This window comes from Tenacibaculum sp. TC6, assembly GCF_050606265.1.
Taxonomy (GTDB): Bacteria; Bacteroidota; Bacteroidia; order Flavobacteriales; family Flavobacteriaceae; genus Polaribacter.
The window spans coordinates 1-15,693 of sequence record NZ_JBOCUK010000038.1 but is presented as its reverse complement, the minus strand read 5'-3'; the positions used below and the strand labels follow the sequence as shown (position 1 = coordinate 15,693).

At 31.5% G+C, this 15,693-nt stretch carries 13 protein-coding genes; 2 read left to right on the top strand and 11 right to left on the bottom strand.

Annotated features, from left to right (window positions below):
• Positions 1-3: 3 nt before the first annotated feature.
• The gene (locus tag ACQY1Q_RS15270; protein ID WP_431006195.1) at positions 4-1,188 is read right to left on the bottom strand and encodes a class I SAM-dependent methyltransferase; all 1,185 of its coding nucleotides are present in this window, start codon (positions 1,186-1,188) and stop codon (positions 4-6) included.
• A gap of 420 nt (positions 1,189-1,608) precedes the next feature.
• Here ACQY1Q_RS15270 and ACQY1Q_RS15265 point away from each other — a divergent pair, with 420 nt between their 5' ends.
• Both ACQY1Q_RS15265 and ACQY1Q_RS15260 read left to right on the top strand, forming a co-directional pair.
• The gene (locus tag ACQY1Q_RS15265; protein ID WP_431006194.1) at positions 1,609-2,325 is read left to right on the top strand and encodes a hypothetical protein; all 717 of its coding nucleotides are present in this window, start codon (positions 1,609-1,611) and stop codon (positions 2,323-2,325) included.
• Between the two features lie 158 nt (positions 2,326-2,483).
• A complete protein-coding gene (locus ACQY1Q_RS15260) occupies positions 2,484-4,433 on the top strand; it encodes a GNAT family N-acetyltransferase (protein ID WP_431006193.1) in 1,950 nt (649 codons plus the stop codon).
• A 453-nt stretch (positions 4,434-4,886) separates the two neighbouring features.
• On the opposite strand, the gene hisIE is transcribed toward ACQY1Q_RS15260, so the two are convergent.
• From hisIE to ACQY1Q_RS15210, 10 genes are all read right to left on the bottom strand, one after another.
• Complete coding sequence (gene hisIE, locus ACQY1Q_RS15255) at positions 4,887-5,471, bottom strand: bifunctional phosphoribosyl-AMP cyclohydrolase/phosphoribosyl-ATP diphosphatase HisIE (protein ID WP_431006192.1); 585 nt, start codon at positions 5,469-5,471, stop codon at positions 4,887-4,889.
• Positions 5,468-6,220, bottom strand: a complete 753-nt coding sequence (gene hisF / locus ACQY1Q_RS15250; protein ID WP_431006191.1) for an imidazole glycerol phosphate synthase subunit HisF — start codon at positions 6,218-6,220, stop codon at positions 5,468-5,470. The genes hisIE and hisF overlap by 4 nt, the downstream gene beginning before the upstream one ends.
• A 229-nt stretch (positions 6,221-6,449) precedes the next feature.
• Entirely contained in the window at positions 6,450-6,593 is a 144-nt protein-coding gene (locus ACQY1Q_RS15245) for a hypothetical protein (protein WP_431006190.1), read from the bottom strand.
• A gap of 35 nt (positions 6,594-6,628) precedes the next feature.
• On the bottom strand, positions 6,629-7,345 hold the full coding sequence (gene hisA / locus ACQY1Q_RS15240; protein ID WP_431006189.1) for a 1-(5-phosphoribosyl)-5-[(5-phosphoribosylamino)methylideneamino]imidazole-4-carboxamide isomerase: 717 nt from the start codon (positions 7,343-7,345) through the stop codon (positions 6,629-6,631).
• Positions 7,346-7,378: 33 nt separating this feature from the next.
• Positions 7,379-7,963, bottom strand: a complete 585-nt coding sequence (gene hisH / locus ACQY1Q_RS15235) for an imidazole glycerol phosphate synthase subunit HisH (RefSeq protein WP_431006188.1) — start codon at positions 7,961-7,963, stop codon at positions 7,379-7,381.
• 105 nt (positions 7,964-8,068) lie between these two features.
• Positions 8,069-9,202 carry a bifunctional histidinol-phosphatase/imidazoleglycerol-phosphate dehydratase HisB gene (hisB, locus tag ACQY1Q_RS15230; RefSeq protein WP_431006187.1) on the bottom strand — a complete coding sequence of 378 codons (1,134 nt, stop codon included), beginning with the start codon at positions 9,200-9,202 and terminating at the stop codon, positions 8,069-8,071.
• 23 nt (positions 9,203-9,225) lie between these two features.
• Complete coding sequence (gene hisC / locus ACQY1Q_RS15225) at positions 9,226-10,278, bottom strand: histidinol-phosphate transaminase (RefSeq protein ID WP_431006186.1); 1,053 nt, start codon at positions 10,276-10,278, stop codon at positions 9,226-9,228.
• A 257-nt stretch (positions 10,279-10,535) separates the two neighbouring features.
• Positions 10,536-11,822: a histidinol dehydrogenase gene (gene hisD, locus ACQY1Q_RS15220; RefSeq protein WP_431006185.1), complete on the bottom strand. Its 1,287-nt coding sequence runs from the start codon at positions 11,820-11,822 to the stop codon at positions 10,536-10,538.
• A 17-nt stretch (positions 11,823-11,839) separates the two neighbouring features.
• Complete coding sequence (gene hisG, locus ACQY1Q_RS15215) at positions 11,840-12,697, bottom strand: ATP phosphoribosyltransferase (RefSeq protein ID WP_431006184.1); 858 nt, start codon at positions 12,695-12,697, stop codon at positions 11,840-11,842.
• A gap of 319 nt (positions 12,698-13,016) precedes the next feature.
• Positions 13,017-14,573 carry a tetratricopeptide repeat protein gene (locus ACQY1Q_RS15210; RefSeq protein ID WP_431006183.1) on the bottom strand — a complete coding sequence of 519 codons (1,557 nt, stop codon included), beginning with the start codon at positions 14,571-14,573 and terminating at the stop codon, positions 13,017-13,019.
• Positions 14,574-15,693: the final 1,120 nt, after the last annotated feature.

Here is a 15,693-nt window from a genome sequence, read left to right as displayed (position 1 = left end):
CTTTTATAAAAGGCTTTCTAAATAATGTTGCTCTATTTGATAGGCTTCTTTTAAAGCTTCTATTTTTTGAGTTATTCCTTCTTTATCTGCTTTTTTAGACGACTTTGCTCCTATCAACATCACATTTTTACGGGTATGCTCGTTACTAATAAACTCAAATACTTTGGTATTGTAGTTATATTTTTCAAGTACCAATGCTCTAATGGTATCGGTAACCATTTCAAATTGACGCTCTTTAAAAATGCCGTATTTTAATAAAGGACTTTCTTGTTCTTTTCCTTTTACTTGCTGACGTATTTGTTTATGACAACAAGGTGCGCAAATAATTAAAGCAGCTTTAGATACCAAACCTTTGTATATAGCATCATCGGTTGCCGTATCACAGGCATGCAACGCAATTAAGATGTCTATTTTGTTAGTATCATACTCTTGTATAGGTTGTGCTACAAAATACAAATTTTTAAAATCACATTTTTCAGCAATATCATTACAATAATTTACCAAACCTTCACGCAATTCTATTCCTGTTACGGTTGCCTCATAGCCTTTTTGATGTACCAGATAATCGTATAAAGCAAAGGTTAAATAGCCTTTTCCAGAGCCCATATCTACAATTTGCAGTTGCTTGGGTAAGGTTACCGTTTTTAATTGGGCTTCAATTATTTCTAAATACTTGTTAATTTGACGGTATTTATCTGCCATTTTAGGAATTACTTTTCCTTCTTGATCTGTAATTCCTAAATAGTGTAAATACGCTCCGGATGCCAAACGTTCTTTCTGTTTGTCATGCGTTTCCGGAAGTTTATTGGTAAAACTAGGCTTGGTTGTTTTATAGCTAACTTTTTTCTTTTTAGAGATGAATACCATTACGTCTTTAGTTAACGTAAATAATGTAGCGGCTTTAAACTTTTCTGAAAGTAACATTTCTAACTCTTCTATACTTTCTTCTAATGAAAAATTCTTTACCTGATCATTTGTAGTGTGTCTGTATAAAAATTGAAAATAGTTTTCTTCCTTTAACTCAATTGGCCGTATATATACATTGGGCAGTTCATCACTTTTTCGTATCGGCTTACTCAACGTAAGTTTTACAAAGTTGTTTTGTGTACTGCTATTTTCTAATTCTGTAAAGAATTCTTGTAATGCTTCTTTCATTTCTTCAAATCGTTCTAATCGGGTGTACGACAAATTTTCGCTTTTAAAAATAAGACCGTCACTGCAAATCAAACGCTTTTGCTGTGGCAATCTCTTTTTATTAAAAGATTACTTCAGTCGTTACCACTCCTTCGTAATGACCGAAAGAAAATTTGTCGTCCCCCCCCTTCTAATCAGTATTCAGCGACATGGTTTAGGCGGGTATTAACTTATCATACCTACCTTTTTTACCCATTTGGAGTTTTATAATGCAAAAATAATCAATACGCTTCTATTCTTAAGTATACACATATAATTCCTTTTTTAAAAACATACATTATTAATACTTATCTACAAAAACTAAAATCATACAAACAATCATTAACACTACTAAAAAACAACTACTTAACCACAAAAAACAGTTAAAAAATGAACAAAATTACTTACCTTGTTACAATCAACAAATAACTAACCATGAATTCAAAAATTAAACTAAGTGTCTTCAAAAAAGCCTTAAATCAAGATATTAAAATTATTAGAGTGCTGTTCGGTCTTTTATCTGTACTTATTATCAGTTTTATGTTTAGCCTTACAATTAATAAATACACAAAAACGGCTAATGTTATAAGCCTTTCTTTTTCTAAAAAAGATTCTATTATAAAAAGAGCTATATACAATGCAGACTTTAAAATAAAAGAAGTAAGTCAGCTAAAAGAACAATTTGGTATTATAGAAGAAATTAAAAAGTCTTACCTGTTTATTGCTCATCGTTATAGTTCTTATAATTATTCATTTTCCATATTTTTTACTGTTTTTTCAATAGTAACAGGAATTTTAGGCTTTATAATTGTAAAAATAGGGTGGGATAATACAAACAACTACTATTTAAAGTCTGCTTTTTTAATTTCTTTCTTTTGCTCTACTCTTTTCGGGCTTTTACCTAATGTATTTGGCACAAAAGAGAACATTAAAAACAATTTAACCAAGTATAACTTTTATAGTGGTTTACAATTAGACATTTATAATTTAGTTTCTGACAACTCAGGTTATATAAAAAGAAGTACAAAGCAATCAATAGATAGTTTAAATACTGAAATAACCCTAATTACTAAGAAAATAAAGGAAAATCAAGATTTGTATTTTGATATTCACATAGACAAAGTACCTACCGATTTTAAGCCTCTTGAATAAGGTTAAATATTATATTTAAACCGTATTTTTCTGCTTATAGCATTTATTTTTTAAGTATCTTCGTAAGGCAAAATACTAGCATAAAAATATTAGATACCTATGTATTATTATTGGACTACTTTGTCTATTCTTCAACAAAAATTAGTGTTCATTAACTAATGAGCCTACATATTCGAAAAGCCACGTCTGAAGACTTAGCTTTTCTTATCCAGTTAGAAAAAGCTGCTTTTCAGGAATTTCAACAAAACACCAAAGAAAATTTAAAAAAGGGAATTCATAGTGAATTTCAGGAGGTTTTAGTGGTAGAAGATACCAATCTTGTTAAACAACTTATTGCGGCTACCATATTGTTTAAATACAAACATACCTTAAGAATTTACTCGGTTGCTGTTTTGCCCGAATATCAAAATAAAGGTATTGGCAACGTGCTTATTGAGTATATTAAAGAGTACGCTTTGGAAAATAATTTTTCCAATATTGTATTAGAAGTAAGTGAGCGTAATACGCAACTTATTGACTGGTACCAAAAGAGAGCATTTGTTGTACAAGAAAAACTAACAGATTACTACTGCGAAGGCGAAAACGGATTAAAAATGAAATTATCTTTGGAAAAAAAAGAAGCTGCTAAAAACATTCTAGTCATAGATCAACCGTTTAAATGGGAAAGAACTGATATTAATGCCAAAATTATATCGGTTAAAGACTATATTAATAATACTGAATATCAGAACAATTCGGGTTTCAGAATTTTTAACTTGTGTTCTTCCTATAAATATCAAAGCTACGGGTATTATGTTTCTTTATTGGCTTCAGCTCGCGGACAACGAGTGATTCCTAGTAATGCTACGTTGAGTGATTTACGTATTATGAACGTAATTCAATCTATAGCTTTTGAGTTAAATGAATTGGTGAATCAAATACTAGACAAAACCAAACTTTCTTCTTTTTCACTGAATATTTATTTCGGTCAAACACCTGACAAAAAGTATCAGCAATTAGCAGCTAAGCTGTATCAGTTTTTTGAAGCACCTTTATTTAAGGTAACGTTTATTAAAGATGAAAAGTGGTTAATTAAAAATATTAAGGTATTAACTTTTAAAGGGGTTCCTATAGAAGAAAAAGAGTTTATGTACCAGTTTGCGGCTAATTATTTTAATAAGAAACGTCATAGTTATCCTAAGTTAACCAACTATACTTACGATGTTGCGGTATTGGTAAACCCTAAAGAAAAAACGCCACCTTCTAATCAGGAAGCTTTACAAAAACTAAAAAATGCTGCCAACAAAAAAGGGGTGTATTTAGAGTTTATCACTCCACAAGATATCGATAAAATTAATGAGTTTGATGCGCTGTTTATTCGTGAAACTACCAATGTAAATCATCATACCTATGAAATTTCCAGATTGGCTTTTGCTGAAGGATTGGTAGTTATGGATGATCCTTGGTCTATTTTAAGATGTTCTAATAAAATTTATCAGAATGAGCTTTTTAAGAAGAACAAAATAAGTACTCCTAATACTGTAGTGCTTACCAAAAACATGTTTCAGGAAAAACAGTTGGATGACTTTAACTTTCCTATTGTTATAAAACAACCCGATAGTGCTTTTTCTTTAGGAGTGATTAAAGTAAGCTCAAAAGAGGAAGCTAAAAGTGCCTTAACCCGACTCTTTAAAATAACGGACATGGTTATTTGTCAGGAGTTTTTATATTCTGAATTTGACTGGAGAATTGGTCTTTTAGACAACAAACCTCTTTTTGCGTGTAAATATTTTATGGCGAAAGATCATTGGCAGATATATGACTGGAATTCCAGTGAGGAAGATCAATCCGGAGATCATGCAACTGTAGATATAAAAAATGTACCTAAAAATGTATTGCAAGTGGCTCAAAAAGCAGCTTCGTTGATTGGTGATGGCTTATACGGGGTAGATTTAAAATATGTAGATGGTAAAGTTTATGTGGTAGAGGTAAATGACAACCCTAATATTGATGCCGGTGTTGAAGATTTAATTTTACAGGATAGTTTATATGATATTTTAATAGAATCTATCATTAACCGAATTGAAATTGCCAAGAACATTAGAAAGATAAAGTTAACGAGTAATTAATGCTTTTTCTAATTATGAATTACCAATTACGAATTTTTAAAGGGTATACAACAAATTTCCGTTTTTAAAAACAAGACCGCCACTTCGAAGCAAATGCTTTTACCGTGGCGGTCTCTTTTTATCAACAAATTACTTTAATTCACTTCTCCTTATGATAACTGTTTTTGTCTTTTCAACCAAAAAGATAAACCGAAAGGTTCAGCGTAACTAAATCTTAAGAGTGTGTACTACTCTTCTTAATGAGATTCCTCTCTATCGTTCGGAAAGACCGTTTTTTGTATTGTTTTGTCTTAACTGATAACAAATAGCCAAAAGCTAGGACTCCATACCGGAACTCACAGATCTTAAAAATCAATTAATTGAAATTTTAAAGTCATTTTTTATCATGTAGTAAACAATTTCTATACAAAACCCTCCTGCATGGTGCAGGAAGAATTTAGATACGTATACGTGTTAATTTCTGTTTTTTAAAACCTCTTCAATATCTGTTAGTGTAAATCCTTTTGCTTTTAGTAAGATTAAATAGTGGTATAATAAGTCTGCCGCTTCATTTTTAAACAGCTCATCATTAGTATCTTTAGCTTCTATAACTACTTCTATAGCTTCTTCCCCTACTTTTTGTGCTACTTTGTTAATACCCCTTTTATACAATTGATTGGTATATGAGCTTTCTACATTAGTATCTATTCTATCAGCAATTATACGTTCTAATACATATAAAAAACCTTTGGGGGTTTCTTCAGCAAAACAAGAAGTGGTTCCTTTATGACAAGTTGGCCCTACCGGATCAGCTTTAATCAACAAGGTATCATTATCGCAATCTACCTGAATTTCTTGTACCCATAAAAAATTCCCGGACTCTTCTCCTTTAGTCCATAGTCTGTTTTTAGTTCTGCTAAAAAAAGTTACTTTTTTCTCTTCTACTGTTTTGGTATACGCTTCTACATTCATATACCCTAACATTAATACTTGCAAGGTAGTACTATGTTGAATTATTACAGGAACTAACCCGTTTCCTTTGGTAAAATCTATACTCATCGTACCGCTATATTTTTTGTTTTTAATTCGTTTTTTAATACCGGTATAGGCAGTTCTCCAAAGTGAAAAATACTAGCTGCTAATCCGGCACTGGCTTCGGTTTGGTTAAAGACTTCTGCAAAATGTGCGGCTGTTCCTGCTCCTCCGGATGCTATTACCGGAATATTAACTGCTGTGCTAACCGCCTTAGTTACTTCAATATCAAAACCATCTTTTGTTCCATCACTATTCATAGAGGTTAACAGAATTTCTCCTGCGCCTAATGCCTCCACTTCTTTTGCCCAAGAAACAGTTTCTAACGCTGTTTCAAAAGTTCCTCCTTTGGTAAACACTTTCCATTGCCCGTTTACATTTTTAGTATCTATGGCAACCACCACAAACTGACTTCCAAATCTGTTTTTTAAATCGGTTATTAATTGCGGATTTTTCACTGCGGAAGAATTGATACTTACTTTATCTGCACCGGCTTGTATTAGGGCTACCGCATCTTCAACGGCACTTATACCACCGCCTACGGTAAAAGGTATATTTATTTCTTTGGCTATTTTTTCTACCAAAGCTACCAGTGTTTTTCTGTTTTCTAAGGTAGCGGTAATATCTAAAAACACCAACTCATCGGCACCGTCTTTTACATATTGTTTGGCTAATTCAACAGGATCTCCTGCATCTTTTATATTTACAAAATTGACACCTTTTACGGTTCGTCCGTTTTTAATATCTAAACAAGGTATGATTCTTTTTTTTAACATATTTAATACTATCTTCTTATGACTATTGGATTTTTATATACTCAAAGTTCTTGATACCTTTTCCTTAAGGCTAATACCACCATTAACATCTTCCTTACAACTTAGATTTTACATGGAATACTCCTATTTCTAAGCTATTTTCTTTTTCCATTGATGAAAAAGAAACCGACTTAGGAGGTTCACGAATTCCTTTGAAAACCAATATAAATTAATGAGCTAAACAAAAACTTTAATTTAACTTACACTGTTCTTGTTCATTTTTTCTTGATAAAAAACGAACCAAAAAATCAAGTCTATAGTTAGGAAATTGCTCCGCACCACTCATTTTAAAAACCTCATGCTTAAAGCGTTGCTTTGCATTTCCGCTTTTCATTCGTTATTTCTTACTATAGACATTTATGCTATTTTTTAACTATAAAACTGCTGTAATTCCTTTAAACTGATAGTACCTTCATAAATGGCTTTTCCTATAATGGTGCCTTCACAACCTATTTCTTTTAATCGGTATAAATCATCAATTTTAGCCACTCCTCCACTAGCTATTAATTTTATGGCTGTTTTGCTTAAAATTTCTAAATATAAATCTACTGAAGCTCCTTGTAACATTCCGTCTTTTGCTACATCGGTACAAATACAGTTGATTATTCCTTTTTGTTCGTATTCTCTTATAAAATCTACCACCTCTAGTTCTGTAGTTTCCAACCACCCGTGTGTAGCTATCTTTCTATCTTTACAATCGGCTCCTAAAATTATTTTATCAGCTCCGTATTGGGTGAGCCATTCCATAAAAACTTCCGGTTTTTTAACAGCAATACTCCCTCCTGTTATTTGATTAGCTCCACTTTCAAAGGCAATGCGAGCGTCTTCTTTTGATTTTAAACCGCCTCCAAAATCTACTTTTAAATTGGTTTTTGTTGTGATTTGTTCTAATACTTTGTGGTTGATAATTTTGCTCGATTTTGCTCCGTCTAAATCTACCAAATGTAAGTACTGAATTCCATTAGCTTCAAACTCTTTAGCTATTTCTAGCGGGTGTTCATTATATATTTTTTGTGTTGCGTAATCTCCTTTGGTTAGGCGTACGCATTTACCTTCTATGATATCGATGGCGGGTATTATTCTCATTTTTAAATTTGGTTCTTAGTTCTTGGTTCTCGGCTAACTTAGTTCTAAAAAGTTCTTCAGTAATTGTTCTCCAACAGATGCTGATTTTTCAGGGTGAAATTGCATGGCGTAAAAATTATCTTTCTGCATAATGGTACTAAATGGCACAATATAATTACAGGTTGCTATAGTATTACTACATACTTCAGCGTAATAGCTATGAACATAATACACATCATTTTCTGTATTTATATTTCCCAATAATTCAGAAGGTTGCAGGTCTGAAAAGTTATTCCACCCCATATGTGGTACTTTTTCTTTCGGTGGAAATTGTTTCGTCTTTGCATCAAAAATTCCTAAACATTGGGTATTGCCTTCTTCTGAAGATTTACATAGTAATTGTAAACCCAAACAAATTCCTAAAACAGGTTGTTTTAATGAAATAATTAAGTCATCTAATTGGCGTTCTTTTAAATAATTCATGGCTGAACTTGCCTCTCCTACTCCGGGAAAAACTACTTTTTCTGCTTTTCTTATTTCTTCCGGGTTATCTGTAATAATACTATCATACCCTAAACGTGTAAGAGCATTTTGTACCGATCGGATATTTCCGGCATTGTATTTTATAATGGCTATCATTTTTTTTAATTATGAATTACGAAAATTCTTTACAGAATTAACAACTATGAAAGTTCATTAATAAAACGTGTACTTATTCATTCGTAATTACTAATTCATAATTGATTATAAAACTCCTTTCGTTGACGGTAAAACCATTTTATTCACATCTCTTTTTACGGCTACTTTAATAGCTTTGGCAAAGGCTTTAAAAATGGCTTCTATCTTATGGTGTTCATTTGTTCCTTCTGCTTTGATATTCAAATTGCATTTAGCACCATCTGTAAACGATTTAAAGAAGTGGAAAAACATTTCTGTGGGCATTTTACCAATCATTTCTCTTTTAAATTCAGCATCCCAAACCAACCAATTTCTTCCTCCAAAGTCTAAAGCTACTTGCGCTAAACAGTCGTCCATTGGTAAGCAAAATCCGTAACGTTCAATTCCTAGTTTATTTCCTAATGCTTTATTAAAAACCTCTCCCAAGGCAATGGCGGTATCTTCAATAGTGTGGTGCTCATCAACTTCTAAATCTCCTGTTACCTGAATAGTTAGATCCATTTGACCGTGACGAGCTATTTGGTCTAACATATGATCAAAAAACGCGATTCCTGTATTAATACTACTTTTTCCGGTTCCGTCTAAATTCAACTGAATTTGTATTTGAGTTTCATTGGTATTTCTAATGATTTCAGCCGTTCTTTCTTCTAATTTTAAAAATTCATAAATGGCATTCCAATCACTCGTTTCTAAGGCTATAAAAGTATCTAATTCGCTTCTCTTTACCGTAATTTCGTTGTTACCTAAATAGGTTTCATCATTGATATATATAGCTTTACCTCCTATATTTTTTGCCAGTTCAACATCTGTCAAACGATCGCCTATAACAAAAGAGTTTTTTAAATCATATTCTTCAGAAAAATACTTGGTTAACAAGCCCGTATTAGGTTTTCTTGTTGGTTGATTGTCTTTAGCAAAGGTTCTGTCAATTAACTCTTCAGAAAAAACAATTCCTTCTTCTCGTAAGGTATTCATAACAAAATTATGCACAGGCCAAAAGGTATTTTCAGGATATACTTCAGTACCTAAACCATCTTGATTGGTTACCAAAACCAGTTCAAAGTCTAGTTCTTTTGCTATTTTGCTCAGTCCTTGAAACACCTTCGGGTAAAATTGTAATTTCTCAAATGAGTCTGTTTGTTCATCTGCCGGTTCTTTAATTAAAGTGCCATCTCTATCTATAAATAATACTCTTTTCATCTGTTTAAAATTTTCTTTTGATGTTATACGTTACTCACTTTTGCACTCATAAATTGCAAGGCGTTTAACAACCTTCTGTTTTCTGTTTCACTTCCTATGGTTAATCGAATGCAATTTTTAACCACACTATGTCTATTACGGGTAATAATTTTCTGACTCACCAGTTGGTTGTATATTTCAGTAGCATCAGGCACTTCTATTAAGATGAAATTAGCTTCTGAAGGATATATCTTTTTTATCAACTCAATACCTTCCAATTGTTTTACTAACCGCTCTTTTTGATTGATTATGATGTTTTTTTCTATTTCAAACTGAGCCAAATTATCTAACTTAGTAAGTACTGCTTGCTGATTTAGTGTACTAATATTATAGGGTGGTTTTACCTTATTATACACCTCTATAATTGCTGAATTTGCATAGGCTACCCCCACACGAACTCCTGCCAATCCCCAAGCTTTACTAAATGTTTGACTAATAATAAGGTTAGGAAATGCAGCTAATTTTTCTATATAAGAAGCTCTGGTACTAAAGTCAATATACGCTTCATCAATAATTACAATTCCCTTAAATTTTTCAAGAATGTATGCAATGGTATCCTCCTCAAAACAATTTCCCGTAGGGTTGTTAGGTGAACAAATAAAAATGAGTTTAAGGGCTTCGTCTTTCAAATACGGAGAAAGTTTTTTGGTATCTATTTGAAAATCGGGCGTTAAGGGTTCTTCTATTAGTTCAATATTATTAATGGTTGCTGAAACATTGTACATTCCGTAGGAAGGAACAAACGTTAACACCTTGTCTTTTCCAGGTTCACAAAAAATTCGGAAGGCAATATCAATAACTTCATCGCTTCCATTTCCTATAAAAATCTGATTGCTAGCTATATTTTTTAAGACTGCCAATCGATCTTTAATCTCTGTTTGTTTTGGATCCGGGTAACGGTTTAAGGTACCAAACGGATTTTCATTAGCATCTAAATATACTTCAGCTTCCCCTTTAAATTCATCTCTGGCAGAAGAATACCCCTTTAGCTTCTGAATATTAGTACGTATGCTATTGTTCAAATTAAATTCTTTCATCTTTTATTTTTTTGAGGTCTTATTAATTAAGATTTCTCATAATTACTTTGTAATACACTCTCAATCAAAATGTATTTTGATTTCAGTAGTGTTCGAAATATCTCGGGTGTACGACAAATTTCCGTTTTTAAAAATAAGACCGTCACTGCGAAGCAAACGCTTTTGCTGTGGCAGTCTCTTTTTATCGAGAGATTACTTTAGTCGTTACCACTCCTTCGTAATGACCGAAAGGAAATTTGTCGTACACCCAATATCTCTTAGTTGTTTAACTCTTTTAATCTAACTGAAATGGCGTTTTTATGCGCTTGTAAACCTTCTGTCTCTGCCATTAATTCAATAGCTTTTCCTATGGTTTGAATTCCCTCTTGAGTTACTTCCTGAAAAGTAATTTTCTTGACAAAACTGTCTAACGAAACACCACTATAGCTTTTTGCATACCCGTTAGTTGGCAAGGTATGATTGGTACCACTGGCGTAATCTCCCGCGCTTTCACAACTGTAATTTCCTAAAAACACAGAACCTGCATTTACAATTCCTCCAATATAATTGGATGCTTTTTCTGAAGCAATGATTAAGTGTTCCGGAGCGTATATATTACTAAACTGTACACTTTCTTCTATAGAATTTAAAACCACAGCAAAACTGTTTTCTATTGCCTTTTTTGCCAATTCTTTCCTTGGTAGTTCTTCTAATTGCTTTGTAAGTTCTTTTACTACATTTTGAGCAATTTCTTCATTGGTAGTTACCAATACAGCCTGACTATCTGCTCCGTGCTCTGCTTGCGATAATAAATCTGCCGCTACGTATTCCGAAGTGCATGTTTCATCTGCTATAACCAATACTTCGCTTGGTCCGGCAGGCATATCTATAGCAACTCCTTGTTGTTGAATTAGCTCTTTTGCCTTGGTTACAAATTGATTTCCGGGGCCTAAAATTTTATACACATTAGGTATAGTTTCCGTTCCGTATGCCATGGCTCCGATAGCTTGAACTCCTCCTACTTTAAAAATTTTAGTAACGCCTACTAAAGAGGCTGTATACAAAATAGCCGGGTTAATTTTTCCTTCTTTATTAGGCGGGGTACACAAAATAATTTCTTTACAACCTGCTATTTTTGCCGGAATCCCCAGCATTAAAATGGTTGAAAATAAAGGAGCTGATCCTCCCGGTATATACAACCCAACTTTTTCAATAGCTACACTTTTTCTCCAACAGGTAACTCCTTGTGCTGTGGTAACCTTTTTAGGTGTTTCTTTTTGTGATGTGTGAAAAAGTTCAATATTCTTTTTTGCCAACCCAATTGCCTCCTTTAGTTCTTCTGCTACCAAATCAGAAGCCTCTTGCAACTCTTTTTCTGTTACTTCTAATGAATTCAATTGTACTCCATCAAACAACTGCGTGTATTTATATACCGCTATATCTCCATCTTCTTTTACTTCTTTTAAAACGGCTTGTACTTTTTCTTGTAAACTATTTTCATTAAAAACTACTCTTTTACAAAGTTGTTCCCATTCTTGTACTTGCGGATATTTTATAATCTTCATTTTCCTTATTTACTTAATTAAATAACCATTTTTTCTATAGGGCAAACTAAAATTCCCTCAGCGCCATTTTCCTTTAGGGCATCTATTACTTCCCAAAATTCATTTTTGTTCAATACAGAGTGTACAGAACTCCATCCTTCTTCTGCCAAAGGCAATACGGTTGGACTTCTCATTCCCGGTAAAATATTGATGATTTTTTCCAGTTTGTCATTCGGTGCGTTTAAAAGGATATATCTAGACTGTCTTCCTTTTAACACCGATTGAATTCTGAATTGTAGTTTGTTTAAAATTTCTTGTTGTTCTTTTTTTATTTCAGGAGAAACAGCCAATACTGCTTCTGATTTTAATAAAACTTCTACTTCTTTTAAGTTGTTTTTGAATAGTGTAGAGCCACTTGAAACGATATCACAAATACCATCTGCCAACCCGATGTTCGGAGCGATTTCAACTGAGCCGTTAATAATGTGTAATTGTGCTTGAATGTTGTTTTTGGCTAAAAAATCTTGTACTGTTTTTGGGTAAGAGGTTGCAATTTTTTTATTCTGAAAATACGATAATCCCGTATATTTTTCTCCTTTAGGAATTGCCAATGATACTTTACATTTAGAAAATCCGAGTTTCTCTGTAAATTGAATATCTTCTCCTTTTTCTACTAGCAGATTTTCTCCTATGATGGCTGCATCCACTACGCCGTCTCTTAAATACTGAGGAATATCTCCGTTTCTTAAGTAGAAAACTTCCAAAGGAAAATTACTGGCAGAAGCTTTTAATTGATCTTTACCGTTATCAATAGAAATTCCGCAATCTTTTAATATTTGAAGGGAGTCTTCATTAAGTCTTCCCGATTTTTGTATGGCTATTTTTAATTTACTCATTTTTTTGTGTGTTGGTTTGAGTAAATCTTTTTGGAAAGTTATTTCTTGGTACCGGAAGAAACAAAAAACCCGTTTGATTTACTCAAACGGGTTTTCAATATATTTTTATTTATTCAATACATCTTCAGCTCGCTTGAGTGCAAGTATGATGATGATGATGTAATTGAATAAAATTCATTTTTCTTGTTTTACTGATGTTGCAAATATTTAGAATATTTTTTTTATTAACCAAATCTTTTTTTAATAATTAACACAAAAGTTACATTTGTTTATACTTCTTTTCTTTTTTAAGAGAGCAATAAACTATTGATTTAAAAGGCTATAAATTACTCAAAAGATCGTACAAATTATCATCTTTTTCTAATCCCATTTTCTTTTTTATTCTATATCTGGTAGTTTCTACACTTCTTGGTGATACATTAATTAGCTGTGCTACTTCTTTACTTTTTAAGTTAGAAACTATATAGGTGCAATGTTTTAAATCATTTATCGATAAATTAGGGGCTACTTCTTTTAATTTATTAAAAAACTCAGGACGTATTTTTTCAAACTGAATTTTAAAATCTTCCCACAGTTCGTCTTCTGAGATTAAGGCATTTAGTTTTTTACTAACCGTTATTAAGTATGCTGAAGCATTAGAATTATTATCTATATATATATCAATGTCTTCATTTATTTTTCTTATGGTATCATTGTAAGTTGAAATTTTTAAGACTCTTGAAAACAATGTTTGTTCGTTAAGCTCTAACAAATTTTCAATTTCAATTTTTTTATCAGCAAGATCTTTATTCTTTTCTTTTAAACTAACAATCAAATCTTTAAGATCAGAGTTCAATTTTATAATTTGACTATTTTTACGTTTATTTTTTCTGGCAAAAGAAATAGAAACAATAGAGAGCGCAATTAACAATGTTATTGTAGATATGCTCAGTATTAAAAGTTTTCTTTGACTTTTTATAATGGTATCTTTATCATGTTTGAGTTTATTTTCTAATTCTAACTCTCTTACAAATGAGTTTCTGATCAGCTCTTCTTTTTTGGTATTGTTTTCTTCAAGCTCTTCATTTACTTTTTTATAGTTTTCTAAAGCTTCAAAATAATTCTTGTGATGCTCATAGTATTTCGCGTATCCTTTATGCAGCAAACTCTTTTCATAACTATCTGTTGGTAGAATATATTTTTCAGCAATTTTTAAATTTTCCAGTGCTTTTTCCGGTTGATTCAATTCCAGATAAGCATTAGCTATAAAGTAGTATAATTTTTTTAATCCCCCTGTTCTTTCCTTATTATTCCCGATTAAATCAATGCAAGCTTGCGCATACTTTATACACAATTCCCATTTTTCTCTTTTTCGAGCATTATTAGTTAAATTATAATAACTGTCAATTTGTTGGGGCAGCTCATTAATTTGCTTGTAATACTCTATGGCTTTTTGATATAACTCTTCGGCTTTTACATAATCTTTTTCTCCCATTGAAAAAGCGACTCCTCGTGAATTATGTATAGTCCCCATTAAAAGGTAATCGTTTGTTTTTTGGGCTAATTCAAATGATTTAGCAAAGTATTCTTCCGCTTTGTCAAATCTTTTAAGAAATAAATTATTAACTCCTTCTAGATAATAAATTTTACTATTAATAGTATCTTCTTTTATTTTGAATTTATTAAGCTTAATAAATCGTAGCGTACTATCTAATAGCCGTGTACTTTCTGTTTTTTGAAATAAATAATAATTGTCAACAATTATTTCTTTATAATTTTTTGCACCAGATACTTTTCTTTCATTTTGTGCCAACATAGTTGTAACGCAAAACAAAAGAATAACTATAAAAAAGTTAAAAAAAACAGACTTTTTCATTCTAACTTCAATGTTATACATAATACGTCAATTATACTACAGTTTTAACAAACCGTATAAATACCCCGTTAATCAACTCAATAAATATACATCATTTATACTACACAATTATATTTTTTTATAACAACCTCCGCTCAAAAAATAATTACCTCTGTAAACATCTCTTTTCTAACAATTAACAAAGGTTACTCAAAAACAAAGAGTTAAACTTAATTTTCATTAGATACTGTTTTCTTTTACACACTTCAATATTACTACACCTATTTATAGTACTAGAGTTAATAAGTAGCTTTCAGATAAGAATTTGTTAATTATTTCCCCTTAAGTAATTACAATATTCATAAAAATTGAAGTTACCATACTATACATTCCCTTAAGTTAAACTTGCCGTAGTTTGGTAACTTTTTTATTCTCATTTCTTCCTTCTTAGTTAAAATGACTATTAAATTTAAATCTTTTTAAATCTTTACTTATATATACCTCAAAAAACAGTATCCCTTTATCATCAGCTCAAGAGCACCCAGCATAACAACCTATATATAAACAACATACATTTAAAAAAGTAACACTTCAAAACTACTACAGTTATTTTTGATTAGACATTAATACATATCTTTGTCTTGAATTTATTAATTATTCCCCTTATAGTTATTAATATTTTCGTTATACAAGTTACCAAATTATAACCGTGCGTTTTTCCCCTTAAGTATTACCTCGCCGTTATTTTGGTAACTTTTTCTTTTTATTAATTTTTATACTTCGTTGGTATTTACACTAGGTTCTTACAAACACTTTCTTTAAAAGATACTCGACTATACATGAGTTTATAGATTCTTTTAATTTAATGAACAGAAATTCCACAGCAAAACTACTACATACACAAATTCACTAGACATTACCTCTATCTTTGTCTTGATTTTAAGAATTGTTTCCCTTAAGTAATTCAATATATAAGCTACCAAGACACTAAAATTCCCCTTAAGTAAAGTAAACCTACTATTCACACAATGTCCTTGGTAGCTTTTTTGTTTTAAAAAGATCAACTCAAAATATTTATTAAAAGTTTGTGTCGTCCTAAAAAACCATTACAGTTTTTTAGTATGATTAAAGATATAAAATCTCTCAACAAACATGTGTTTGT